The 23,119-nt window shown below is 67.4% G+C and carries 25 protein-coding genes and 1 pseudogene; 12 read left to right on the top strand and 14 right to left on the bottom strand.

Annotated elements, in window-relative coordinates; all coding sequences use genetic code 11:
- Nucleotides 1–28: 28 nt before the first annotated feature.
- Complete coding sequence (locus tag ON34_RS23750; RefSeq protein ID WP_040783195.1) at nt 29–268, bottom strand: hypothetical protein; 240 nt, start codon at nt 266–268, stop codon at nt 29–31.
- 796 nt (nt 269–1,064) lie between these two features.
- On the opposite strand from ON34_RS23750, the gene ON34_RS23745 reads away from it, so the two are divergent.
- On the top strand, nt 1,065–2,471 hold the full coding sequence (locus tag ON34_RS23745) for a selenium-binding protein SBP56-related protein (protein WP_040783193.1): 1,407 nt from the start codon (nt 1,065–1,067) through the stop codon (nt 2,469–2,471).
- A gap of 109 nt (nt 2,472–2,580) precedes the next feature.
- A complete protein-coding gene (locus ON34_RS23740) occupies nt 2,581–2,874 on the top strand; it encodes a hypothetical protein (RefSeq protein WP_040783190.1) in 294 nt (97 codons plus the stop codon).
- A 78-nt stretch (nt 2,875–2,952) separates the two neighbouring features.
- Here the strand turns inward: ON34_RS23740 and ON34_RS23735 are convergent, their stop codons facing one another.
- Both ON34_RS23735 and ON34_RS23730 read right to left on the bottom strand, forming a co-directional pair.
- A complete protein-coding gene (locus ON34_RS23735) occupies nt 2,953–3,444 on the bottom strand; it encodes a nuclear transport factor 2 family protein (RefSeq protein ID WP_040783188.1) in 492 nt (163 codons plus the stop codon).
- Between the two features lie 11 nt (nt 3,445–3,455).
- Nucleotides 3,456–4,040: an NADPH-dependent FMN reductase gene (locus ON34_RS23730; protein WP_040783186.1), complete on the bottom strand. Its 585-nt coding sequence runs from the start codon at nt 4,038–4,040 to the stop codon at nt 3,456–3,458.
- A 137-nt stretch (nt 4,041–4,177) separates the two neighbouring features.
- On the opposite strand from ON34_RS23730, the gene sigJ reads away from it, so the two are divergent.
- Nucleotides 4,178–5,068 (top strand): RNA polymerase sigma factor SigJ, encoded by an 891-nt coding sequence (gene sigJ, locus ON34_RS23725; RefSeq protein WP_040783184.1) that lies wholly within the window; start codon nt 4,178–4,180, stop codon nt 5,066–5,068.
- Nucleotides 5,069–5,078: 10 nt separating this feature from the next.
- Here sigJ and ON34_RS23720 read toward each other — a convergent pair whose 3' ends face one another.
- Together ON34_RS23720 and ON34_RS23715 are read right to left on the bottom strand one after the other, a co-directional pair.
- Complete coding sequence (locus tag ON34_RS23720) at nt 5,079–6,569, bottom strand: glyceraldehyde-3-phosphate dehydrogenase (protein WP_040783181.1); 1,491 nt, start codon at nt 6,567–6,569, stop codon at nt 5,079–5,081.
- Nucleotides 6,570–6,715: 146 nt separating this feature from the next.
- Nucleotides 6,716–7,498: a hypothetical protein gene (locus tag ON34_RS23715; protein ID WP_157172400.1), complete on the bottom strand. Its 783-nt coding sequence runs from the start codon at nt 7,496–7,498 to the stop codon at nt 6,716–6,718.
- A 677-nt stretch (nt 7,499–8,175) separates the two neighbouring features.
- Here ON34_RS23715 and ON34_RS23710 point away from each other — a divergent pair.
- The 3 genes from ON34_RS23710 to ON34_RS23700 are packed head-to-tail and all read left to right on the top strand — an operon-like array spanning nt 8,176 to nt 11,380.
- The gene (locus ON34_RS23710; protein WP_083889726.1) at nt 8,176–9,336 is read left to right on the top strand and encodes a PP2C family protein-serine/threonine phosphatase; all 1,161 of its coding nucleotides are present in this window, start codon (nt 8,176–8,178) and stop codon (nt 9,334–9,336) included.
- Nucleotides 9,333–10,940, top strand: a complete 1,608-nt coding sequence (locus tag ON34_RS23705) for a sensor histidine kinase (RefSeq protein ID WP_051023029.1) — start codon at nt 9,333–9,335, stop codon at nt 10,938–10,940. Before ON34_RS23710 ends, ON34_RS23705 begins: the two co-directional genes overlap by 4 nt.
- On the top strand, nt 10,937–11,380 hold the full coding sequence (locus ON34_RS23700; protein WP_040783173.1) for a response regulator: 444 nt from the start codon (nt 10,937–10,939) through the stop codon (nt 11,378–11,380). Before ON34_RS23705 ends, ON34_RS23700 begins: the two co-directional genes overlap by 4 nt.
- A 75-nt stretch (nt 11,381–11,455) precedes the next feature.
- Here the strand turns inward: ON34_RS23700 and ON34_RS23695 are convergent, their stop codons facing one another.
- Nucleotides 11,456–11,827: an STAS domain-containing protein gene (locus ON34_RS23695; protein ID WP_063821733.1), complete on the bottom strand. Its 372-nt coding sequence runs from the start codon at nt 11,825–11,827 to the stop codon at nt 11,456–11,458.
- Nucleotides 11,828–12,076: 249 nt separating this feature from the next.
- Here ON34_RS23695 and ON34_RS23690 point away from each other — a divergent pair, with 249 nt between their 5' ends.
- Nucleotides 12,077–12,496, top strand: a complete 420-nt coding sequence (locus tag ON34_RS23690; RefSeq protein ID WP_157172399.1) for an ATP-binding protein — start codon at nt 12,077–12,079, stop codon at nt 12,494–12,496.
- Nucleotides 12,497–12,514: 18 nt separating this feature from the next.
- On the opposite strand, the gene ON34_RS34940 is transcribed toward ON34_RS23690, so the two are convergent.
- From ON34_RS34940 to ON34_RS23675, 4 genes are all read right to left on the bottom strand, one after another.
- The gene (locus ON34_RS34940) at nt 12,515–12,904 is read right to left on the bottom strand and encodes an SCO6045 C-terminal-like domain-containing protein (RefSeq protein ID WP_174372070.1); all 390 of its coding nucleotides are present in this window, start codon (nt 12,902–12,904) and stop codon (nt 12,515–12,517) included.
- Nucleotides 12,901–13,755 carry an MbnB/TglH/ChrH family RiPP precursor modification enzyme gene (locus tag ON34_RS23685; protein ID WP_040783480.1) on the bottom strand — a complete coding sequence of 285 codons (855 nt, stop codon included), beginning with the start codon at nt 13,753–13,755 and terminating at the stop codon, nt 12,901–12,903. The genes ON34_RS34940 and ON34_RS23685 overlap by 4 nt, the downstream gene beginning before the upstream one ends.
- Nucleotides 13,756–13,768: 13 nt before the next feature.
- Nucleotides 13,769–14,689, bottom strand: a complete 921-nt coding sequence (locus ON34_RS23680; RefSeq protein WP_051023028.1) for a TIGR04222 domain-containing membrane protein — start codon at nt 14,687–14,689, stop codon at nt 13,769–13,771.
- A 174-nt stretch (nt 14,690–14,863) separates the two neighbouring features.
- Nucleotides 14,864–15,643 carry an NAD(P)H-dependent oxidoreductase gene (locus ON34_RS23675; RefSeq protein WP_040783168.1) on the bottom strand — a complete coding sequence of 260 codons (780 nt, stop codon included), beginning with the start codon at nt 15,641–15,643 and terminating at the stop codon, nt 14,864–14,866.
- A 138-nt stretch (nt 15,644–15,781) separates the two neighbouring features.
- On the opposite strand from ON34_RS23675, the pseudogene ON34_RS37790 reads away from it, so the two are divergent.
- The 3 genes and pseudogenes from ON34_RS37790 to ON34_RS38345 all read left to right on the top strand — a co-directional run.
- Nucleotides 15,782–15,967 (top strand): annotated as a pseudogene (locus tag ON34_RS37790) (helix-turn-helix domain-containing protein); the annotation flags it as partial.
- A gap of 133 nt (nt 15,968–16,100) precedes the next feature.
- Nucleotides 16,101–16,649, top strand: a complete 549-nt coding sequence (locus ON34_RS37785) for an MmyB family transcriptional regulator (RefSeq protein ID WP_245548167.1) — start codon at nt 16,101–16,103, stop codon at nt 16,647–16,649.
- Nucleotides 16,650–17,056: 407 nt separating this feature from the next.
- On the top strand, nt 17,057–17,707 hold the full coding sequence (locus tag ON34_RS38345; protein ID WP_040783167.1) for a VldE C-terminal domain-containing protein: 651 nt from the start codon (nt 17,057–17,059) through the stop codon (nt 17,705–17,707).
- Between the two features lie 114 nt (nt 17,708–17,821).
- Here ON34_RS38345 and ON34_RS23660 read toward each other — a convergent pair whose 3' ends face one another.
- A complete protein-coding gene (locus ON34_RS23660) occupies nt 17,822–18,781 on the bottom strand; it encodes a helix-turn-helix transcriptional regulator (protein ID WP_040783472.1) in 960 nt (319 codons plus the stop codon).
- Between the two features lie 63 nt (nt 18,782–18,844).
- On the opposite strand from ON34_RS23660, the gene ON34_RS23655 reads away from it, so the two are divergent.
- Nucleotides 18,845–19,987, top strand: coding sequence for an epoxide hydrolase family protein (locus ON34_RS23655; RefSeq protein ID WP_040783164.1), 1,143 nt, complete (start codon nt 18,845–18,847; stop codon nt 19,985–19,987).
- Nucleotides 19,988–20,083: 96 nt separating this feature from the next.
- Here ON34_RS23655 and ON34_RS23650 read toward each other — a convergent pair whose 3' ends face one another.
- Nucleotides 20,084–20,536 carry a MarR family winged helix-turn-helix transcriptional regulator gene (locus tag ON34_RS23650; protein ID WP_040783162.1) on the bottom strand — a complete coding sequence of 151 codons (453 nt, stop codon included), beginning with the start codon at nt 20,534–20,536 and terminating at the stop codon, nt 20,084–20,086.
- A 98-nt stretch (nt 20,537–20,634) separates the two neighbouring features.
- Between ON34_RS23650 and ON34_RS23645 the strand changes: the two genes are divergently transcribed.
- Nucleotides 20,635–21,177, top strand: a complete 543-nt coding sequence (locus ON34_RS23645) for a nuclear transport factor 2 family protein (RefSeq protein WP_051023027.1) — start codon at nt 20,635–20,637, stop codon at nt 21,175–21,177.
- 119 nt (nt 21,178–21,296) lie between these two features.
- On the opposite strand, the gene ON34_RS23640 is transcribed toward ON34_RS23645, so the two are convergent.
- On the bottom strand, nt 21,297–21,617 hold the full coding sequence (locus ON34_RS23640; RefSeq protein ID WP_063821732.1) for a sigma-70 family RNA polymerase sigma factor family protein: 321 nt from the start codon (nt 21,615–21,617) through the stop codon (nt 21,297–21,299).
- A gap of 225 nt (nt 21,618–21,842) precedes the next feature.
- Entirely contained in the window at nt 21,843–22,796 is a 954-nt protein-coding gene (locus tag ON34_RS23635) for an EamA family transporter (RefSeq protein WP_051023026.1), read from the bottom strand.
- Between the last annotated feature and the right edge of the window lie 323 nt (nt 22,797–23,119).

Genomic DNA, 23,119 nt, shown 5'->3' with positions numbered 1-23,119 from the left:
CGGTGCGCGTCCTGCAGTGGAGAACGGCTCAAAGCAAAGCGTATTCGGACTTGATACTCGTGCGCGTCCGGTCGATTCTCTCGCACCATTGGTCGTGCAGTGTTCTCCAGTCTTCGGCGGCAGTGCGGATCCACTTCATTTCCAGCTCCGCCGCGGCCCGGGCGGGCCTTTCCCTTTCGACTTCGTTATCTGCGTGTGCGGCGCGGTCGACCAGCTCGCTCCAGCGATTGAAATCCTGATGTAGTGCGTCTTCGACCTTCTCGCGCATTGCAGCTCCTTTGGTGGCCAGTGGCGGCGGTGGATCGTTTCTCGAACGGAGGGATCGGGTTCCGGCAACCTGGTGGGGTACCAGGGAGCCGGGAAGCGTGAGCCGCTGAGGCTCGCCGATGCAGCAGTTCTTTTGTTGTGGGAGACGCTCAATACGGTGACGCATGGGGAGACGGAAGATCGCGAGTCGGTTGCCGACTTCTGCTCGCCGACCTCGCGGGCAACCTGCGGACGTACGGTCGTGCCGACCGAGCGCTTACAGGACCACCGACCTTCCGGCCGCCATTTTGATATCAGCTTGGTCACAGTTTACGCACAGTCGGTTAACTACGCATAGGGCGAGTCGGCAAGTTGCTGTAGAGAACCGCAGGTGCGGACCTGGTTTGCCGCCCAGCCAGGGAGTTTGCCAGTGGCGTGTGACTCACATCACAATCAACACAGGTTTACGCCCGGTTTATGCGTCCGTTAGTACGCATCTTCTCCGGCGCGTGCCTTGATCGCGGCCCACCCCGAACTCGCCGCAGACGTCCTGGCGGACGCACTCGCCGCATTCGACCGACTCCACCCAGACAACGCGTAGCCGTTCGCACAGGCTGTGACACTCCAGTCGTCCCGGACAACGACTCACGCTCTGCGATCGCATCGGCGCTAGCTGGTCGATCCACGCCGGAAGGCCGAGACTGGTAACTGCCTGCCCGCGCGATCACGGCACGCGACCATACGGGTCGCGCCGACCTCGAAACGAGCAAGTCGGGCGAGGTGCGTGGGTCTCCGCCATCGAAAGGAAGGAGGCGGAAATGAATCACTCGGAAATGGACCCGACCTTCTATCGGAGCGCCGCGGAGGCGGCTGCCGCCCCACCGGAGCGGCTCGCATACGTTGTCGCGTTCGACCGCGCGGCACAGAAGCCGGATGCGCTGTCGGTGATCGATGTGGATCCGGGCTCGGTCACCTATGGCCGGGTGGTGGGCTGGACCGAGGTACCGCACCTGGGCAACGAGCTGCACCATTTCGGCTGGAACGCTTGCAGCAGCGCGCTGAAGCACGCGGGCCACCACATGGAGGGGCTGGCTCGGCGGTACCTGATCGTGCCGGGTCTGCGCTCGTCATGCCTGTATGTGTTCGACACCCAACCGGACCCACGCCAACCCGCCCTGGCCAAGATCGTGGACAGGTCCGAACTCGCGGCCAAGGCCGGGTATTCCCGCCCGCACACGCTGCACTGCGGACCGGACGGTGTGTTCATGACCTGCCTGGGCGCGGCAGACGGGTCGGACGGGCCCGGTGGGATAGCGCTGCTCGATCACGACACATTCGATGTGCTGCGGCAATGGGAAACAGACCGTGGGCCGCAATACCTCGCGTACGACGCCTGGTGGCATCTCAACCAGAACACGCTGGTCAGCAGCGAGTGGGGGACGCCGTCGATGATCGAGGACGGACTGAAACCGGAGTTGCTGCTGGCCAACGAGTACGGCCACGCGATCCACTTCTGGGACCTCGCCGCCGGTCGGCACCAGCAGCGGATCGATCTCGGCGAGCACAACCAGATGCCACTCGAGCTGCGCCCTTCGCACGATCCGGAGGCCACCTGGGGTTTCGTCGGCGTGGTGATCTCGACCGAGGATTTGTCGGCGTCCGTGTGGCGTTGGCACCGCGACGGTGCAGAGTGGGTGGTCGACAAGGTGATCACTATCCCGGCCGAGCCGGCTGATCCCGACCTGCTGCCGCCTGCGCTGAAACCGTTCGGCGCGGTACCCCCGCTGGTCAGCGACATCGACCTGTCGGTCGACGACGTTTTCCTCTACGTCTCGTGCTGGGGTACCGGGGAGCTCAAGCAGTTCGACGTGCGCGATCCGGCCAGCCCGAAACAGACCGGGTCCGTCCGGCTCGGCGGGATCGTTGGCCGCACCGCCCACCCGGCCGCGCCGAATCAGCCGCTTGCCGGCGGACCCCAAATGGTCGAGGTCAGCCGTGACGGTCGGCGGGTCTACGTCACCAACTCGCTGTACGGCGCGTGGGACGACCAGTTCTACCCGGACGGTGTCGGCGCCTGGATGGCCGTGCTGCGCACCAATGCCGACGGCGGAATGACCATCGACGAGTCCTTCTTCCCACACGACGAGGACTTCCGAGGTCTGCGAGTGCACCAAGTGCGCCTCCAGGGCGGCGACGCCTCCTCAGATTCGTACTGCTACCGGTGAGCCAGCCCACAGGAGGTCGCTGCCATAATCCGCGGACAGTCGCGAACCGCCGGTCTCCCGGAGTCCTGGTTCGAATGACAGCGTCTATGCGTATACGTATACTGCGAGTATGTTGGATCCGCTCAGCCTCGCCGTCGGCGCCGGTCTGGTGGGCGTCGGCTGGGTTTGCGGCCGATTGAGCCATCGGCGGCGAGCCCGGCTGGGGGAGAAGCTTCCCGCGCGCTGCGGTTGCGGTCACGACCTGGCGCTGCACGATCGCGCCACAGGTACGTGCCACGCCGAGATCTCCCGCAAGGGCACCCACGGCCTCAAGGAATGGGTCGGCTGCAACTGCCGCCGCTACACCGGCCCGACACCTTTGGAGGAAGTGTTCACCTCGCCGATACTCCCACCGGAGTCCTGACGGTAGCCGCCGACTCGGCCAGCAGGACACGATGCTGCCCATGGGGCTGCCTGTGATGGCGGCGGCCCCATGGCGCGCTCACCCGTGCAGCTTCGCCGCGGATATGTCCACACCCAGTCCGTTCTCTCCCGGCGGTGAGCCCGCCAGCGGCGAGTTGTCGAGGTATCGAATCTCGTAGACCCGTTCGGTGAACTTCCAGCCGTCGGCCGTTCGCCGGTAGCGGTCGTGGTAGATCGCATAGTTCAAATGCGAACTGCCGCTTTTCAGTCGGCCGAATTCACAGATGTGGGCGCGGCCGGAGGCGGTGTCGCCGTCGACGTCGATCGCGCCGGGATGGGTGTGCTGGACGAAGTAGTCCCAGGCGCCTTGCATGCGCCGCATCCCGGGCCCGAATTCGGCGCGGCCGGCGACTTCGATACCCGCGTCGGGGATGCGTAACACCGCGTCGTCGGTGAACAGTGCTGCCAGGCGGTCGAAGTCGCGCATCATCACCGCGTCGGTGAATTCGCCGCAGAGCGCTTCGATCTCGATACGGTCGGCGAGTGACCGAAAGTCGGATGGTATCGGCATGTTCGGGCTCCTCAGGAATTGACGAGAGTGGTTTCGGCGCCAGCCCGCAGCGGCGCGAGCGCAGCGCTCCAGGCGACGACCTGATCCAGCGTCTTGTTCAGGGCTGCGACATGGTGGTCGCGCGGCGTGAAGGTCGTGTGGTTCTCGAAATCGGTGAGCAGCGAGATCGAGACCTGATAGCCCACGTCGGCCATGCCCAGCGTGCCGCAGACCGTCCGCAGCTGCACCACGGCGCGGGCGCCGCCGTTCACGCCGTAGGACACGAAGCCGACCGCCTTGTCGGTCCACTCCGCGAAAAGGTGATCGATGGCGTTCTTCAGCACTCCGGGGACGCCGCCGTTGTACTCGGGAGTCACCATCACGAAGCCGTCGAACGGGGCGATCCGCTCGGCCCAGGCGCGGGTGTGCTCATGGACCGATGGGCCGAACATCGGCGGCGCGGGCTCGTCAAGATGCGGTAGCGGGTGATCGCGCAGATCGATCAGTTCGAACTCGGCGTCGCCGCGCTGCGATGCCGTGTCCAGAACCCACTGCGCGACCTGCGTACCGTTGCGGTTGGGCCGGGTACTGCCGAGAATGATGCCGATTCTGATCATGGCCGGAACTCCTGCTCTGCTGAAGGTGTCACGACCCTTCGACGACGCAGGCGGCCGGAATGTCAGGCCGCCTCACAATTCGGGCCGCTATTTCGTCGATTTCGATGAGGGCAGCATCGACCGAAGGAGCCGACACCATGACCGATCCGCACCTGCGCTCGGTGATCAGCGAACGACGTCAGCTGATCAATCTCGCCTACCGGCTGCTCGGCTCGCTGGCCGAAGCCGAGGATGTGGTGCAGGAGACCTACATGCGCTGGTACGCGCTGTCGGAGCGGCAGCGCCAGGATGTGACGGCGCCCGGCGCTTGGCTGACGACCGTCGCCAGCCGCATCTGCCTCGATCTGCTCGGCTCCGCGCGTGCCAGGCGGGAACACTACGTGGGCGAATGGATTCCGGAGCCGGTGCCCGACCGTTCCGAATGGTTCGGTGGACCCGCCCCCGCCGATCCCGCCGACCGGGTCACCCTGGACGAGTCGATCAGCATGGCCTTCCTCGTCGTGCTGGATTCCATGACGCCGGCCGAACGGGTGGCGTTCGTCCTGCACGATGTCTTCCGCTACTCCTTCGCCGAGGTCGCCGGCATCGTCGGGCGCACCCCCGCGGCCTGCCGCCAGCTCGCCTCCTCCGCCCGCCGCCGCATCCGCACCTCGCAGGGTTCGTCGACAACCCAGCGCGCCGAGGTGGTCAGGGACTTCAAACGAGCCTGGGAGACGAGAGACATCGAGGCCCTGATCGGCCTGCTCGACCCGCAGGCGACCGCGACCGCCGACAGCGGCGGCCTGGCTCCGGCCTTCCGCCGCCCGATCACCGGCGGCGAGCAGATCGCCCGCGCCTGGATCGACATCGCCGCCCGAGGCCCCGAAGTCACGCTGCTCGAGCGCACGGTGAACGGCCAACCCGGCCTGGTGGCGCAGCTCGCCGACACGATCGTGTCGGTCTACGCCTTCGACATCGCCGACGGCCGGATCACCCGCATCTGGGCGATCCGGAACCCGGAGAAACTGCGGCCCTGGACAGCGCGCTGAATCGCGCGAATTACCGCGCGTCGGTCGCGGTCAACACGCGAGAATCGGCGGCGTGGTCCAGCCCCGCGCCCGCCTGCGGGTAGGTCGGATACTCGATGCCCGAGATGTACTGCACCGTCCGCACCACCTGGCACGAGTAGCCGAATTCGTTGTCGTACCAGACATACAGAATCGCGGTGTCATCCTCGACGATCGTGGCATTGGCATCGATGATCGCCGCCGCGCGTGATCCGATGAAATCGCTGGAAACCACATCCGTGGCGGCGGTGTAGTCGAGGTTTCGGCTCAACGGTCCGGCGAGCGAAACCTGACGCAGGTACTCGAGCACATCGCTCTTCGTCGTCTTGCGCGCGAGCTGCAGATTCAAAATCGCGACCGATACGTCGGGGGTGGGAACACGAATCGAGTTGCCGGTGATCTTGGCCTTGAAATCCGGCATCGCCTTCGCGACCGCGGACGCGGCGCCGGTTTCGGTGAGCACGAGATTGAACGGCGCGGACCGACCGCGCCGGTCCGCCTTGTGATAGTTGTCGAGCAGGTTCTGATCGTTCGTGAAGGAGTGAACCGTCTCCACGTGCCCGCGGATGATGCCGTACTCGTCATCCATGGCCTTGAGCGGAGGAACAATCGCGTTGGTCGTGCACGACGCGCACGAGAAGATCCGCTGCGACAGGTCCAGGCTGCGGTGGTTGACGCCGTGCACGATATTCGGGACGTCGCCCTTACCGGGCGCGGTGAGAACGACTTTCGCGATGCCGGGGCGCAGATGCTGCGACAGCCCGTCACGATCACGCCATTTGCCGGTGTTGTCGATCAGGATCGCGTCGTTGATCCCGTACCCGGTGTAGTCGATCGTCGTCGGATCATCGCTGTAGATGAACTTGATCACATTCCCATTCGCGGTGATCGTGTCATTGCCGGTGTCGACCTTGATCGTGCCGTTGAAGTGGCCGTGAACCGAATCCCTGCGAAGCAGGGAGGCACGCTTGGCCAGATCGTCGTCGCCTCCTTTGCGGACGACCACGGCACGCAGGTTGAGCCCGTTGCCGGATCCGGCCTTCTCGATGAGCAGGCGAGTGACCAGGCGACCGATGCGGCCGAAGCCATACAGCACCACGTCCCTGGGGCCTGGCGACTGAGCCTTGTTGCCGTTGGTCACCTCGGCCAGCACCGCCGCGGTGAACTCGCGGATCGAGAGTCCGCGATCGTCGGCGCGATAGGTCATGACCAACTGACCGAGATCGATCTTGCAGGGCCCCAGATCCAGCTCGCTGAGCACTTGCAGGAAGGGGAGGGTCTCGTCCACCGACAACTCTTCGCCCTCGATCTGCCTCGCGAAGCGGTGCGTCCGCAGGATGCTGATCACCGACTTGTTCACCAGTGACCGGCTGTGCAGCAGGATCGTCACCCCTTTCCCCCGGTACAACCTGCCGATGATGGGAATCATCGCCTCAGCGGCGGCTTCCTGGGCGTTCCAGCGGTCAAGTTGTTCGGTAGTCAACGCGGGTCCTCGGATTTCTTCGATCTGTTCGCCGTCTCGATGCTAATGAGGGCCGCGACATCACCGAGGCCGGATACCCACTCGTGAGATCTCCAGGTTGTGCCGTCGATCCAGCAGTTCCATCGAGACCATCACAGCGGTCCCGGTCACAGCGTTACGAATCGTCCCGGCTGGGCGTTGCCATCGGCGTCCTTGCCCGGCAGTACGTAGAGCGCCCCGATGGACGGGTCCGGATCCCATGCGACACCTCCGTAGACGTTCTGGTCCGGACGCGCCTGCGGCCAGCCGGACGCATCGCTGGCGTGCGTGATGGTTGTGCTGGAAGCACCGTGCAGCGGCACCTCTACCCCGTGGTCGCGCAGGGCTCCGGCGGCGAGCCTGAACGCGGTGCCCTGGTCTGCGGCGATGCTGCAATTGTGGAAGAGGACGTCTCCGCCTCGGGACTGCAGCAGAGACCAGAAGTCGGGATTGCTGGCGAGATAGTTCCCCATGACGTGCCCGTTGACGGCCACCTTCAGGTGCTTGGGCGCACCGGTGGGCTCTCGACCGACTTGGACGTTGAAGGTGAATCGGTGCTGGTTGCCGTGCCCGCGAATGTGGATCGGCTTCGCGTCCGGTCGATCCGGGTGGTACCAGGACGCGCGCACAACCCTCGTGCGCGCGCGATCGATCCACGTGCCCTGGCCCTCCCAATCGCGAATGGCGTCGTCGTCGGCCACCTCGTACTCTCGGTCGACCCTGAGGTCGCGGGCCTTGGCCCAGGTGGTGTGTTGTGCGTGATCAGGGGGTTTGGAGTTGAACGACAGCCCGATCGGTTGCCTTTCGACATCCTGGAGAATCTCGTAGGAAACGGCTTCGGCGCGAAACCACAGTCTCGGCGAGGGGATTTCGCCGCGTGCGAGTCGCGCCTGCCGTTCGGCCTTCGGCACCCACTCGCAGCCGGGAAACCAAAGTATCGGCTCGCCGGCGGCTCGATCGGCTTCGTCCAGAGCCCTGGCGCTCTCCCGGGCTCGCGACGCCGCTTCCCGGAGACGATCGCCATACGAGCGACTGGACGAGTCGATGTCTCGCGCGAGCCGAGAGACCATGCGGCAAAAGGTTTCCGCCGGTTGAGCGAGGGACACGACGCACCTCTCGAGATTCGCACTCTTGCAAGGTGGCTCGCTACGTTACCAGTGATCGTCAGCCGATCGCCCGGCTGCGAAAGCAGCTCCCCCACAGCCGGATTCGCTGATGTCCTTTGCCGTTACGGCGGCCGCGCCCGAGCCGTCGCGAACCTCGAACCCGACGTGCGGCTACCACCGCCACCGCGACAAGTTGCAGGCAACGGCGATGACCGCCGATCGAGCGGATACATCGGCAGCGCACGCAGAACCCCGAGGCCCCCGGGTTCTGACGTCGACGTCGTTGGCCGGTAGGCGAGCGCGCCACGCGCACAAGATCGGATACGATCACTGCTGCCTCTCGGTCCAGCAACCGGCCGCTGAGTATGTCGGCGTGCCCCCGGGGTGACGCCAGTTTGTCGTGATCGGAGGCCGTGGTGTCGTTGCGCACCCACGATGCTGATGTCGCTATCGATTCGGGCCTGCTGGATCGGGAGCCGACGATGCTGTTGGTCGAGGACGACCCCGGCGATGCCTTGCTGGTCGAGGAACTCGTCGCCGATGTCGCGCAGGGTCTGCGCCTGGAGTGGGTGCGGACGCTGGCCGAGGCGGGCGAGCGGCTGCGCGTCTCGACTCCCGACTGCGTGCTCCTCGATCTGCACCTGCCCGACGCCCAGGGCTTGGAGGCGCTGGCCAGGGTCCGCGCGTACAACGATCAGGTCGCCGTCGTGGTGATGACCGGCCTCGACCAAGAGCGAACCGGCCTCGACGCGGTCGCTTCCGGGGCACAGGACTACCTGGTGAAGGGCCGGGTCGAACCCGAGGTGTTCGTGCGCGCGGTGCGTTACGCGATCCAGCGCAAACACGCCGAACGCACCAGCGCGGCCCTTCAGGCCAGCCAGATGCGGGCGCAGGAGAACGCCCGATTGGAGCGCGGCCTGCTGCCGACACCGCTGCTCGGACCGGATCGGACCGTCGACGTGGTCTCGCGGTACCGCCCAGGTCGCGCGCATTCGCTGCTCGGTGGCGATTTCTACGACGTGGTGCAGGGCGAGGACGGCACGGTGCACGCCGTCATCGGCGACGTGTCGGGGCATGGACCCGACGCCGCCGCCACCGGCGTCGCGTTGCGATTGGCTTGGCGCACATTGGTTCTCAGCGGCGTCACCGGCCCGCGGCAGTTACGTCTGCTGGAGCGGGTGCTGCTCGCCGAGCGCACCGATCGGCAGACCTTCGCGACCGCGACCAGCCTGGTGCTCGACCCGCGGACGCGCCGGGTGCACGTCTGGCGTGCCGGACACCCCGGCATGCTGCGCCGGCGCGGCGACGAGTTGCACTGGCTCGAGGTGCCGGGCGGACCCGCGCTCGGCTTCCTGCCCGGGCGCGCCCAATGGCCGAGTCACGAGATCGAGCTCCCGGACGACGCGGGTCTGATGCTGTTCACCGACGGCCTCTTCGAGGGCCGCGTCGGCGCGGGTGCGCAGCGGCTCGGCGAACAGGGCCTGGTCGAACTGGCGCGCACGGTTCCCGCCGAACGGACCGAACCGTTCGTCGACGAGCTGATCCGGAGAGTCGAGGAATTGGCGGGCGCAGCAGGCGGTTTGGACGATGACCTGGCGATCTTGTGTCTGCGCTGGCGGACGGACGGAAGGGGAGACCGATGACGAGAACAACCGTCGGCAGACTGACGGCGCAGGGCTGGTTGCAGCTCGTGCTCGCCGTGATGGTCCTGCTGGTGATCGTCGGTGCGATCGCGGGCGGGCAGGTCATCGCGCACACCAATCGGGTCACCGACCGGCTGCTGAGCCAGACCATGCCAGCGGCCGCCGAGGCATACCGCCTGGAAAGCGCGCTGGTGAACCAGGAGACCGGCCTGCGCGGTTACGCCATCGCCGCCGACTCGCGGTTCCTCGAGCCGTACGACGAAGGCAAACGGGAACAGGAGCGCGCCGCGGCCCGGCTGCGCGAGCTGCTCGCCGACCGGCCGGACCGGGTCGCCGATGTGGAGGCGGTGGAGCGGGCGGCGCAGCGGTGGCGCGCCGAGTACGCCGACCCGCTGGCCGCGACCGTGACCACGGGCGCCACCCGTCCGGTCGAGACCTCGACGGCGTTGCGCGGCAAAGCTGTCTTCGATCAGGTGCGTGCCGCCTCCGCCGCGCAGCGCGACAACATCGCGGCCGAGGTCGCGCGGGGCAACGAGGAACTCGCGCACGCCCGCACGGTGCGCAGCGTGGTGCTCTCCGGCTTGATCGCCACCATCCTGCTGACCGGCGTCGTGTTGACCGTGCTGATCCGGCGGTTGGTCGCGCGGCCGCTCGGCTACCTCACCGAGTCGTCGCGACGGGTCGCCGACGGCGATTTCGACCATCGCATCGACGCCCACGGCCCTGCCGACCTCTCCCTGGTCGCCGAGGCGGTGGAGGACATGCGACGTCGAATCGTCGCCGAGCTCGGCGCTTACCGCGCGCAGCAGGCGCTGCTGGAGCAGCAGAAGGCGGACCTCGACTTCCAGGCCGAGGAGCTGCGCCGCTCGAACGCCGAGCTGGAGCAGTTCGCCTACGTCGCGTCGCACGACCTGCAGGAGCCGCTGCGCAAGGTCGCCTCGTTCTGCCAGCTGTTGGAGAAGCGCTACGGCGCACAGCTGGACGAACGCGGCAAGCAGTACATCGACTTCGCGGTGGACGGCGCCAAGCGCATGCAGGTGCTCATCAACGACCTGCTGACGTTCTCCCGCGTCGGGCGGATCAGTGAGGGCATCGAGCCGACCCGGCTGGATCGGCCGTTGCACAAGGCGCTGACCAACCTGGCCTCGGCGATCGAGGACAGCGGCGCCACCATCGAATTGCCGGACGAACTGCCCGAGATCGTGGGTGAGCCGACCCTGCTGGTGATGTTGTGGCAGAACCTGATCGGCAACGCCGTCAAGTTCCGCAAGCCCGACGTTCCGCCGGTCGTGCGCATCGACTGCGAGCGCGCCACCGAAGAGCCGGAAGGCTGGCAGTTCTCGGTGACCGACAACGGCATCGGCATCGCACCGGAGTTCGCCGAGAAGGTGTTCGTCATCTTCCAGCGTCTGCACGGCCGCGACGAATACAGCGGCACGGGCATCGGATTGGCCCTCTGCAAGAAGATCGTCGAATATCACGGCGGCAGAATCTGGATCGATACAGACCACCGCGAAGGCACCCGCCTCTGCTTCACCCTCCAGCCCGTCGAATCCGCGAGCACGGAGTCCAGCCCGATCACCGAAGGAGCCAGCAGCGTATGACCATTCCCGGCCAGCCGATCGACATCCTGCTCGTCGAGGACGATCCCGGCGACGAGTTGATGACGCGGGAGGCGTTCGAGGACAACAAGATCGGCAACACGCTGCACGTCGCGCACGACGGACAGGAGGCGCTCGACTTCCTGTACCGGCAGGGGCCGTTCGCGAACGCGCCGCGACCCGATCTGATCCTGCTCGACCTGAACCTGCCGAAATACGACGGCAGGCAGGTGCTGGAGAAGATCAAGGCCGATCCGGAGCTGACGCACATCCCGGTCGTCGTGCTGACCACCTCGGCGGCCGAGGAGGACATTCTGCGCAGCTACAAACTGCACGCCAACGCGTACGTGACCAAACCGGTGGATCTCGACCAGTTCGTGGCCGCGATCAAGCAGATCGACGAGTTCTTCGTGCAGGTCGTCCGATTGCCACGGCAGCGTTAGGCGTCCCTGCGCGTCGCTCCGGCCATGCGGGGTGGTTTTCGACGGACGTCGTCCGACCGCGCCCGCCAGGCGCGGTCAGCTCGGGGTGCTGCTCTCGTCCGCGGCGAGCGCGGCGTCCAGCGAGGCGAACACCGAGAGCAGCTTGTCGAGCCCGGTGAGTTCGATCGGGCGGCGCACCGCGTCGGAGGCGACGACGCGCAGTGGTGCCTGCTCCGCTTCGGAAGCGACGAGCAGCACGCTCAGCCCCGCCGAACCGAGGAACTCCACCTCCGACATGTCGACGACCAGCGGCTTTCCGCCCCGCTGAGCCTCGTCCAAGGCGGCCTGCAGCCGCGGCGCGGACGCCATGTCGACCTCGCCGTGCACGATGACGACGTCGACCTCGCCGTGCTCGCGCACCTGTACGTCGAGAACTTTGGACGTGCCCTCGCCACTCACCGCCGGCATACCAGCTCGCAATTCGCCACTTCTCCACCTCTGCAGCATCGAGCCTTGTCACGCCGTGGCGCGACAAGGCTGTGAGCGTTCTCCGCAGTCAATTTACCCGATCGTGACCGGCGTAATCGCCGCGCCGAAATACGCGGACGGATACCACTATCGGCCGTATCGTCGCGTGCGATCGGGCTTGCGCGGTGAACGAATGGGTACTGCTCGGGCGAGGAGCAATCGACATGGATGTTGCAGGGAGGTAGCGAGGTGACCACGTCCCGCTCACTTCGGCTTCGAACGCCGCCGAGACCGTTGGAGCTGGACTTTCCGGCCACCGCCGATCGTTTGGCCAAGGTCAGGCACACCTTTCGGGACTGGCTGCGGCGGTGCGGCATCGGCGGCGACCGCGCCTGCGACGTGCTGCTCGCGGTCGGGGAGGCGTGCGCGAACGCGGTCGAGCACGGACATCGCGGCGACGGCGGCACGGTGCGCGTGCGCGCCTCGTTCACCGGTGCGGAGCTCAACGTCACGGTCGCCGATCACGGTCGCTGGAAGCCGCCCGGCCGGCAGGCGACGTCCGTCCGCGGCCGCGGGCTCGACATCATCCGCACGGTGATTCCAGAGGTGAATGTGACTACCGGGGACAGCGGAACGACTGTGGCGATGCGGATGCCGCTCACCGCCTGATTCCACGGGTCGCGAAATTCAGGTGGGGCTCGTGCTCCCCGACCGATTCAGGAGTGCCGTTGCGAGGCGTTGCCGCCATCTACCTCGGCGAGGTGCGGCGCTCCAGTCGATACCTGTGGCCGCGGCAAAGACGGCCGCGTCAGCGGGGGTCGTCGTCTTCGGATGATGCCGCGCCCAGGCTGTGAAAGCCGCGGTGAAGTCGCCATCGCAAGCGTGCACGAGCAATGGAAAACGACGCGCGACCTCACCCGCCCGCTTGGACAACACTGCGTCCGCCGCCGCGCCGACGGCGTCGGCATCGAATCCCACGGGCACTGCGGCCCCCGCGACCAATGCCCGCACCAGTGCTGCCTGCCGCTCGGCCAGACTCGCGGCGCCTTGCGGTGTCGGCCCGGACACCGTACTCACGCCAGCACCGCCCTGGCGCCGGTGGTGATCGGCGGCCGCGCGGCGGCAGCGGCGATGGCGTCCAGTTCGTCGAGCAGCTCGGACGCGGGCGGATAGTTGCCGTCGCGCTCCAGCATCATGGGTGCGGAGTGCGTCGCGGCGAATTCCGCGACCAGCGCGAGCACTTCGGCGGGGACGGGATCGGTGTGGGTGTCGTGGTAGCGGCCGCCGGATTCGTGACCGCCCGCAACATGGCAGTACGCCACGTGTCGGGCGGGCAGACGCGACAGTTCGGCGCACGGGTCGCGTCTGCGGTTGCGCGCGTTCGCGTAGACATTGGCGAGATCGAGCAGTAGCAGAACACCGGTGCGCTCGATGAGTTCGCACAGGAATTCGGCTTCGGTGTACTCGTCGTCGGGCCAGTCGAACAGACTGGCGATGTTCTCCACCGCCAGCGGAACGTCGAGAGCTGCCCGGGTTCGGGCGATATTGGTGGTGAGCGCGTCCAGCGCTTCCCGGGTTCGCGGTACCGGGAGCAGGTGACCGGCCTCCAGGCCGCCCGCTCGGACGAAGGCGACGTGTTCGCTCACCAGTGGCGCGGCGAGGGCCGCGGCACATGCCGCCAAATGCTCGACGCGATGACTCGCGACCGGTTCCGCGCCGCCGAGGGACAGCGAAATACCGTGCGGCACCACGGCGATGCCCCGCGCGCGCAACGCCGCGAGTTCGGCGGGGACGGTGACCCGACCGGGATCGCGGGAACTCGGGGTCAACGACTCGGCGATGACCTCACAGAACCCGAGACCATCCAATTCCGCGATCACTCCGCAGATTTCGGGCCGCCATCCGATCCCGAGGGCATGCGGCGGCAGCGGCCGGGACCGCTCATCCACCGCAACCACCGCAGCCCCCGCCCCCGCCGCATCCGCCTCCGTCGCCCCCGCCGCTGTCACCGCCCCCGCCGCCATCACCGCCCGACGCGTTCGGCGGCACGACCGCCTGAGCGAGTCCGGGGTCGAGCGCGATGAGCGCGCCGATGCCGAAGACGGCCGCGGCCAGCGCGGCACTCTCGGCGCCGTACGTCACATAGGAGGGCGAATTCACCGGCCGCAGATGGCTGTTGCGCGCGATCGCGGCGTCGCGGGCACGGACGCCGAGCGGGGTCAGCCGGGGTTTGCGCACCACCAGCCAGTAGCAGATCGCCTGGGCGATCACCAGCACGACCAACAGCCCCACCGGGTTCCCGTGCGAGGCGCCCGCGATGACGCGCACGACACCGAGCGCGCCCGTGACCAGGATCGGCATGCCGGCGTCACGCAGACTGTGCCGCATTGCGGGCCCGGGGAGATATCCGAGCTCGACCATCCTGGTGCGCAGGGCTTCGAGGGCGGCGGGCGATCCATCGATGATCGAGTGGACCGTCTTGCGCTGGCCCGCCGCGAGCCGGTCGTACACCGACACCGTGAACGAATCCAGCTGCGCGCGCTCCTGCGCCGTGAGTACGCGGACCGGCGCGGCCGCCGAATCGATCGCCTCGATCCCGCGCAGTCGCGCCACGGCGGCGAGCGCGGCGTTCTGATCGCCGAACAGCATTCCCACCTCGGGCAACGTCAGCTCGGCTCCCGGCGCGGCGACCGCGTCGGATTCCGGGTCCGCGCCCGTGACCCGCGACCTCAGCCAGACGCCGGCGATCACTGCTACGAGCACCAGCGGCACATAGACGGCCAGGAACTGCGGCCCGGAAATTCCCCATGTATTACCGGCTGCCACCAGCCATTCCGAGTCCACCCCGTCGATCACGCTCATCTTCCACCTCGGAATCGGTCCAACCTGCCCTCAGTATCAGGCCGTGCCGGTCGGCGCGCCATTACGAATCGCCGCTGTGCCGACCTTTCGCCGAGTGTTCACGTCGTCGCTCCGGCGACCCACGGTGCGCTCGGCGGACAGTGGGCCGCTGCGGGAAACGACGACCCGGGTGGATCAGGCGTATACGTGCAGGCCGAAACCGCTGCGGCCCGGCTTCTCCAGTCCCTCGCGCAGCCGCGCCGCGGGAATTTCGTAGTCGCCGCCGTTCTGGCTGCGGTAGGGGATGGGGTCGGTGTCTTCCAAGGCCAGCAGCCTCTTCTTCCACAACTCGGTCGCGTCCGCGAACACCTCGGGTGACATCCGTACCGTGCGATACAGGACGAAGGGTGGCAGCACCTGCATACCGGGGTGGTAGAGGATGCCGTGCTGGATCGGGTACAGCAGGTCGTCGATCGGGCCGTTGATGCCGCGGTCGGAGTAGTGGGACTCGGGGCCGCCGACTGTCACCGACAGCATGGCGCGCTTGCCTTGGAGGGCTCCCTCACCGAAGCGGTCGCCGTAGCGGGTTTCGTTGTGTTCGCCTACGCCGTAGCCGAAACCGTAGGTGAACACGCGGTCCACCCAGCCCTTGAGGATCGCGGGCATCGTGTACCACCACAGCGGGAACTGGAGGATCACGGTGTCGGCCCACCACAGTTTGTCCTGTTCGGCGCGGATGTCGGCGGTGAGCGTGCCGGTTTCGTAGGCACGTCCGGAATCGTGGACCGCGTCCAGCGGATTGGATGCGGCGGCGCCGAAATCCTCGGCGTCGATGGTGGATTTCCAGCGCATCGCGTACAGATCGCTGACCCGCACCTCGTGACCGGCATCGGTCAGCGTGTTTACCGCGATGTCGGTGAGCGCGCCGTTCAGCGACCGCCGCTCGGGGTGGGCGTGCACGATGAAGACTTTCATATCTGCTCCTCGAGTCGATGTGGATTCGATCTTCGCGAGCTCGGACCCTGCGATTCAGGGGCGCTTTCTCCGTAGGCCCGGACTTCCTGGTACCAGCGGGACCACCCGACGGGAAGATTCGGCACGGATACTGGAGTGATGGACGATCTGGCCGACTTCCTGCGCACACGGCGAGCCCGGGTCCGCCCGGAGACCGTCGGCATCTCCGCCGATTCGCGCCGCCGCGTGAGCGGGCTGCGGCGTGAGGAGGTCGCGCACCTGTCGGGAGTGAGCGTCGATTACTACGTCCGCCTGGAACAGGGGAGGGCGCGCCAACCTTCGGCACAGGTTCTCGACGCGCTCGCGCGAGCGCTCGGTCTGGACGAGGTGGAACGCGAGCATCTGCACCGGCTCGCTCACCGACCGGCGCGCGCCACGGCGGGTATCCGCGCCGCGGCTGCGCCCCGAACTGCTGCGGGTGCTCGAGCTCGTTGCCGACGCCCCCGCGTTCCTCATCGACCACCGTCTGACGGTGCTGGCCGCGAACCGGCTCGCCGACCTGCTCTACGGGCGTCGCGCACAGGGTCTGAACATCGCCCGGCACCTCTTCCTGACCGAGGAAGGGCGCGCGCTGTTCGCCGACTGGGAAACCTGCACCCTCGACACCGTCGGCCATCTGCGCCTGTCCGCCGGTCGCTATCCCGACGATCCCGAGCTGGCCTCCCTCATCGGCGAACTCGCCATGCACAGCGAACGCTTCCGCCAACTCTGGGCGCGTGCCGATGTCCGCACCCGAACCCACGGCCGCAAGGCGTACAACCACGCCTCGGTCGGCTATCTGGAACTGCATCAGGAGAACTTCGTTCTCCCGGACAGCACGGGCACGGAACTGATTGTGCAATCGGCCGCCTCCGGCACCGCCGCCCACGACAACCTGCGCCTGCTGGCCAGCCTGGGCGCCACCGACGACCCCGCCCAGGCGAACCCCCGGAACGAGCCGCGAAGCGCCGGTGACCCGGTTCCCTGACAACCCCGCTGCTCATCGGCCAGACGCCGAGCAGTGCCGCTGCTCATGGCTCTCCGCACCATCACCGCGGACGTCGTCGAAACCCGACGCAATGCCCTCGTCATCGGCGCCGCCTGACAGCGCGAAACACCGCCGCATAGCACTGCAAGTCACACTGGTCGGTCCTTGCTCCGCGCCCGCATAACCCCCTGCGCGGGCGTCACGATTCCCGTAACACGTCCAATCGCCGACCTCCATGGCGTCACCCCACGCCGACGCGCGGAAGCCTGTTCCGCAGACGCGACGTGACCCCAGAACGCGAGACGCTGAGCTCGATGGCGACCACCGAGGATCTCGGCGTGACTTTTTCGCGACCTTTCCGTAATGTGTCCGTGACCTATCCTCGACAGTAATCGGTGATCGACAAAATGCCTGGTCAACACCGCAAACGGACCGCAGCCCGGAAGCTCACTCGACTAGCCGTGTGTGGCATCGCGGCGACTGCCGCCGTCGTGTTGTGGGTGGCGATACGAGCCAACCCGGCTGCTCAGCATGCCGCAGCGGTCGATTCGCCGCCGTCCGCCGTCGGATCCGTCCCGGCCCCGACCACCGTGCCGTCACCGACTCAGCCAGCACTGGCGCCAGCGGCGCTCGCAGCCGAGCCGCCACCACCGTCGGCCAAGAAAGCCGAACAGCACCTGCCGCCACCGCCTCCCTCCGTCCCGTGTTCGACGGAGCTCGCCGGAACACAGCCGCACGTGGCACAGGTGGGCAACCTGCTCAAGAAGACCTTCGGCGTCACCGACATCGGCGGCGCCGTCGGCCGTCGCGACGGCGACCACGGCGCCGGCCTGGCGCTCGATCTCATGACATCCGATTCCGCGCGCGGCGACGCGATCGCCGACTTCGTGCTGGCCAATCAGCAGCGTTTCGGTGTGACCTACGTGATCTGGCGGCAGCGGTACAACGACGGCAGCGGTTGGTCGTACCTCGAAGACCGCGGCAGCCCGACCGCCAATCACTACGACCATGTGCACGTGTCGTTCCACAAAGCCGCCCACGTGGACGTCACCTGCTGACTGCCACCACCGATACCTCCGCGGGCTGCGCCTCGGCGCAGCCTCGCCAACCGCACGATCTCCGCGGTCATCGGCTTCGCTGATATCGGGGTTGGTCGGCGTGGAATGCTCTGCTCAGTCTTGGGGTGGGACGGCTGTGGTGATCCGGTGTGCCAGCGCGCGCAGGTGGTCGATGAGTTCGGGTGGTTCGTGCACGCGGAATCCGAAGCCGAAAAGCCCTACGTAGACGGCTAGTTCATCGAGAGAATTCGAGCCGGTGCGCAGCAGGCAGTGCTCGTCATCGATCACCTCGATGACGCCGACGGTGGGTGGAATGCGGTCGGCCGCCACGATCGCCGATACGTCGAGGGTGATGCGTGCCCGGTACCGGTAGGGGGCGGTGCTGATCCCGTGGGAGACGAACCCGGCCAGGTCCGGCTCCGGCGCCTCGCGCGGGGTGAACCTCGGGCCGTTGGGGATGCGCGGGTGCAGGCGGTCGACCCGGTAGGTGCGCCAGTCGGTTCGGTCGACGTCCCAGCCGACCAGATACCAGTGCCGTCCGGTGTGGACGAGCCGGTGCGGTTCGGTCTTTCGGCGGATCTGGGCGCCGCTGTGGGTGCGGTAGTCGAAGCGGAGTTGTTCGTGGTCGCGGATGGCGGCGGCGATCGCGGTGAGCACGTCGGGGTCCACGGCCGCGGTTCCGGCCGGCATGCTGATCGTGGCGGCCTGTAGCGCCGAGACGCGGTGACGTAGCCGGGCTGGGAGGATCTGCTCCAGTTTCGCCAGCGCCTGCAGCGAATTCTCCTCGATGCCCGCGATGGTGCCGCCCGCCGCGGTGCGCAGCCCGACCACGACGGCGACCGCCTCGTCGTCGTTGAGCAGCAGCGGAGGCAGTTTGGCTCCCGCACCCAGCCGGTATCCGGCCGCGCCCGCGACCGCGTGCACCGGGTAGCCGAGGGTGCGCAGCTTGTCGATGTCACGGCGGATGGTCCGCACATCGACCTCGAGGCGTTCGGCCAGTTCCGCGCCGGTCCATTCGCGGGGCGTCTGCAGCAGCGACAGCAGTTCCAGCAGCCGGGCCGAGGTCTCCAACACACCGCACATTCTGCCGGAGACCTAGGGCAAAACCTGCCCTAGGCAGTCTCTAGCGTGATTCTCATGAGCACAGAGATCACTCCCTTCCGCATCGACATCCCGCAGGAACAGCTCGACGACCTGCACCGGCGACTCGACGAAACCCGCTGGCCCGACGCAGATCCCAGGGCAGGCTGGGCACAGGGCATCCCGCTCGACTACACCCGGGAATTGGCCCGCTACTGGCGCCACACCTACGACTGGCGCGCCCAGGAGGCCCGACTGAACTCCTTCCCGCAGTTCCGCACCCAGATCGACGGCCACAACGTGCATTTCATCCACGTCCGCTCCGCGGAACCCGACGCGTTGCCGCTGATGCTCACGCACGGATGGCCCGGATCGATCGTGGAATTCCTCGAGGTGATCGGTCCACTGACCGACCCGGTGGCACACGGCGGCAAACCTGAGGACGCCTTCCACGTCGTGGTGCCCACCATTCCCGGATACGGCTTCTCCGGACCTGCGGTCGGCTGGTCGACCGCCCGTGCCGCGCGGGCGTGGGCGGAGTTGATGCGCCGTCTCGGCTACGACCGCTACGCCGCCCACGGCGAAGACACCGGTGCCGCGATCTCCCGCGAGCTGGCGGCGATCGATGCCGAGCACGTGGTCGCCGTGCATCTGACGATGATCGCCTCGGCGACCGTCACCGCCGAGACCGCCGACCCGGACAACCCCGCCGAACAGCGTGCCGTCGAACTGGCTCGCCGCGCCCAGTACGAGCTCGGCGCCTACGCGATGCTGCAGGCAACCCGCCCCCAAACACTGTCGTACGCGCTCACCGACTCACCGGTGGGCCAGCTGGCCTGGATCGTCGAACGGTTCAAGGACTGGACCGATTCCGCAAATGCACCCGAGGACGCCGTCGACCGCGACGCGATGCTGACCAACGTCATGATCTACTGGCTCAACGCCACCGCGGGCTCGTCGGCACGCTACTACTACGAAAGCGCCGCCACCTGGGGAAGGCCCGAACCCGACACCGACGTCCCGGTCGCCGTCGCAGTCATGCCCCACGATCTCGGCATCCCGGTCCGCCGCATCGCCGAACGCAACCACAACATCGTGCGCTGGACCGAATTCGACCGCGGCGGCCACTTCGCCACCATGGAGGAACCCGACCTCATCATCGACGACCTGCGCACCACCTTCCGCGAATACCGCGCCTGACACCGGATCTCACCGGTTCGCGGCGGGCAGGCCAACTCACCCCGCACCGAGTACGCCGAACCGGATCCGGCGTCCTCCTGTCGCACCTGGCAGGGATCACCGTCGGGCGTGGTCGTCGAGGATCCGGGTGAGCAGGTCGACCAGCTGGCGGCGCTGGTCTCCGGAAAGGGCGGCGACCAGTTCGTCTTGGGCGCGGTCGATCCTACGGTCCAACTCCTCGAGGTGATCGATGCCCGGTTCCGTAATGGTGACGACGTTCCGGCGGCGGTCGCCGGGGTCGGGGCTGCGATCGATCAGGCCACGCTCGGCCAGGTCATTGAGCGCTGCGACGATATCACTGCGATCGATGCGGGTGCGGCGGCCGAGGTCTGCCTGACTGGCGGGACCGAACTCACGCAGAGTGACGAGCAGCGCGTAGTGATGCCGACGTAACCCGGTATCGGCAAGGGCACGCTCGGTGGCCCGATCAGCCAGGACAGCGACCTGGTTGACCAGCCGGGTCGGCAATCCGCGCAACCTGCTCGCCGCGCCGTCGTGCGCAATCTCCATGCGGTCAATCTACCAAAACTTGTTGGGGACACCCACAAATGATACGTTGGCGACACCCATGTTGGCACCACCAACAATAATGTGGAAGGGATCGTCCGATGAACAAGCTCCGCCGCGCACTCTCCGTCCTTGCGTTGCTGTTGACGCTGCTTGCTACCGCGTGCTCGACTGATGCCACCGCGACCGAGGATGACTCCATCCGGCGTCAACTGCGAGAACTGCTGGACCGTCAGGAACTCCACGCCTTGGTCGACCGGCTGGCAACGGCCCTCGACGAAGGGCGATTCGATACGTTCGACACGATCTACACCGCCGACGTGAAGGCCACGTCTCCCGGCGGCGAGGCGCAAGGACGTGACGCCGTGATCGCACTGGCGAGCCGGACCCATTCGAACGAACGGCGAGCCCCGCACTACATCAGCAACGTGCAGATCGACGTGGCGGGCGACCGCGCGGCGGTCCGTGCGACCGCGGTCCTCGTGATCGCTCCGACATCGACCGTGGACGGCAAGATTGCCCCAGAACCCCTGTTCACCACAGGAGGGGCCTACCGATTCGACGCCGTCCGCACTCCCGAAGGCTGGCGATTCTCACGCGTGGAGACCGCACCGGTCTGGGCCACCGGCACCCTGCCTTCCTGATCCGGTCACCTTGATTCCCGGACTCCTGCCGACGCGACTACCGCCCCACGCCCAGCGGCGGACTCGGCTGCCGAGTGCGGCTGCCGAGTCCCCGGGTCGGGTCACTCCACGGCGGTGCATTACCGGCTGATCCGGCGCGGGACCGTGACCGTGGCGAGTTTGTCCGGGTTGCGGATGACGTAGAAGTTGGTGATCTTGCCGTCGAAGATGTCGATCAGGAAGACGCCTTCCAGATGGTCGCCACGGTAGGCGACCAGCGCTGGCGTGTTGTTGCAGTTGACCATCTCGATCCGCATGTCCGGCATCCGCCGCCTCGTGTGGAAGATGTTCAGGAGGCACTGAGCCACCTTCTCCGCGCCCACCACCGGCCGGCGGGCCGCGGTGGCCTTGCCGCCGCTGTCGGCGGTCCAGGTGGCGTCGGGAGCGAGGAGCGAGAGCAAGGCGTTGCATTCGGTAGGAGCGAGGCACCCGGATTGGTGGCATCGGGGTCTGGACGCAAAGATCCTCGCCGAGTTCCCGTCGGCCGCAGGGTTTGCGCGTCGAGGGCGGCACGGCGACGACCCGGCCGTCGGGCGCAGACGGCGACGGCGCGCATGCAAACCGTGCCAGATCCCACATTGGCGCGACGTCGACACCGGGTCGTGACCACGCCGCAAAGGTCGAAGTCAAGCTAGCGACCTTCCGGAAGCGGTTGCGGGCCGGGCCAGTTGCACCAGTACCGCGCCGGTGAGCAGTAGCACCGCCCCGGCCAGTTGCGTCGGCCCGAGCGCCTGGCCGAGCAGCAGCCAGGCCAGCACGGCGGCGGCCAAGGGTTCCACCAGGGCCAGCACACCGGCGATGGTCGCGGGCAGATCGCGCAGCGCCCGCAACCCGGCCAGGTAGGGCAGCACGGTACCGGCTACCGCCAGCACCACCAACACCAGCCACACCGGGGCCCGCAGAGTGCCGAGTACCGCGGCGGTGCTGAGTAGATCAGAGGGCAGCGTCCACGGCGGGGCGAGCGCCGCTACCACCACCGCACCGATGGTCAGACCAGCCGCAGTGAGCCCGAACGAATCATGCCTGCTCGCGCCGTGCTCGCCGAGCAGAAAATACCCGGCCGAGCAGATCGCCGCGCCGAGCCCGGCGGCGACACCGAGCAGGTCCAACCTGGCGCCCTGCCAGATCTGCGCGACCAAAGCCGATCCGGCCGATGCCAGCCCGATCCCCAGCCACACCAGTCCAGGCAGCCGCGTGCCCCGCACCACCCGCACCCAGAGCGCGACCAGCGCGGGAGCCACGTTGACCAGAACCGTCGCCACCCCGACCGGAACCCTCGCCACGGCCACGAAGAACAACAGTTGCACCCCGGCGACGCCGAGTAGGCCGTAGCCGAGCAGCAGCCAGAGATCGGCGCGGCGGAACCGCAGTCCCCGCGGCCGCAGCACCGCGACCACCGGCACCAGCAGTACCGCGGCCAACACGATCCGCACCGAGGTCACCGCAGCCGGAGACCAGCCCGCCGCCATCACCGCCGCGGCCAGCGAGCCGGAACTTGCGAACAGCACCCACGAGATCACACTCAGCCCGGTCGACCGGGCCCGGCTGGGCACCCGCACAGCCTTCTCGGATACGACCACACCTGGCACTGTGCCTGAGCGATCCCGTCCGGACCACAGAATTTCCGAGCGGCTGCGCCCAGAACCGCAGGACGAGACGGGACATAGCGACACGCAAGGGCGGACGCGCGGGCTTCCTTGTCCACCCGTGCACCTGGGCTGACCGCGAGAGCAGTGCGCCCGATGACGTGCTTCCAGCTGACATTTTGGAGATTCCGTAATGCGCCCTGGCCATGTTCCCGATGATCGCGATGGGCTGCTCGGGAACGCATCGCGCGTCGTCCGCCATACCTCGGGCAAGCAGCCGGTGAGCGGCGCGTGGCCGCCGAGGCGAATCCGGCGCA

The sequence above is a fragment of the Nocardia pneumoniae NBRC 100136 genome, from assembly GCF_000308755.1.
Taxonomy (GTDB): domain Bacteria; phylum Actinomycetota; class Actinomycetes; order Mycobacteriales; family Mycobacteriaceae; genus Nocardia; species Nocardia pneumoniae.
This window is presented reverse-complemented; position numbering and strand designations above follow the sequence as displayed.

Coding starts and splice junctions, on each gene's coding strand:
- ON34_RS23735 (WP_040783188.1), bottom strand. CDS start 3,444: ATGCCGATACCATCCGACTTTCGGTCACTCGCCGACCGTATCGAGATC.
- ON34_RS23750 (WP_040783195.1), bottom strand. CDS start 268: ATGCGCGAGAAGGTCGAAGACGCACTACATCAGGATTTCAATCGCTGG.
- ON34_RS38345 (WP_040783167.1), top strand. CDS start 17,057: ATGCCTGGTCAACACCGCAAACGGACCGCAGCCCGGAAGCTCACTCGA.
- ON34_RS23740 (WP_040783190.1), top strand. CDS start 2,581: ATGTTGGATCCGCTCAGCCTCGCCGTCGGCGCCGGTCTGGTGGGCGTC.
- ON34_RS23675 (WP_040783168.1), bottom strand. CDS start 15,643: ATGAAAGTCTTCATCGTGCACGCCCACCCCGAGCGGCGGTCGCTGAAC.
- ON34_RS23645 (WP_051023027.1), top strand. CDS start 20,635: ATGAACAAGCTCCGCCGCGCACTCTCCGTCCTTGCGTTGCTGTTGACG.
- ON34_RS23730 (WP_040783186.1), bottom strand. CDS start 4,040: ATGATCAGAATCGGCATCATTCTCGGCAGTACCCGGCCCAACCGCAAC.
- ON34_RS23700 (WP_040783173.1), top strand. CDS start 10,937: ATGACCATTCCCGGCCAGCCGATCGACATCCTGCTCGTCGAGGACGAT.
- ON34_RS23710 (WP_083889726.1), top strand. CDS start 8,176: ATGCTGTTGGTCGAGGACGACCCCGGCGATGCCTTGCTGGTCGAGGAA.
- ON34_RS23695 (WP_063821733.1), bottom strand. CDS start 11,827: ATGCCGGCGGTGAGTGGCGAGGGCACGTCCAAAGTTCTCGACGTACAG.
- ON34_RS23745 (WP_040783193.1), top strand. CDS start 1,065: ATGAATCACTCGGAAATGGACCCGACCTTCTATCGGAGCGCCGCGGAG.
- ON34_RS23680 (WP_051023028.1), bottom strand. CDS start 14,689: ATGAGCGTGATCGACGGGGTGGACTCGGAATGGCTGGTGGCAGCCGGT.
- ON34_RS23650 (WP_040783162.1), bottom strand. CDS start 20,536: ATGGAGATTGCGCACGACGGCGCGGCGAGCAGGTTGCGCGGATTGCCG.
- sigJ (WP_040783184.1), top strand. CDS start 4,178: ATGACCGATCCGCACCTGCGCTCGGTGATCAGCGAACGACGTCAGCTG.
- ON34_RS23655 (WP_040783164.1), top strand. CDS start 18,845: ATGAGCACAGAGATCACTCCCTTCCGCATCGACATCCCGCAGGAACAG.
- ON34_RS23705 (WP_051023029.1), top strand. CDS start 9,333: ATGACGAGAACAACCGTCGGCAGACTGACGGCGCAGGGCTGGTTGCAG.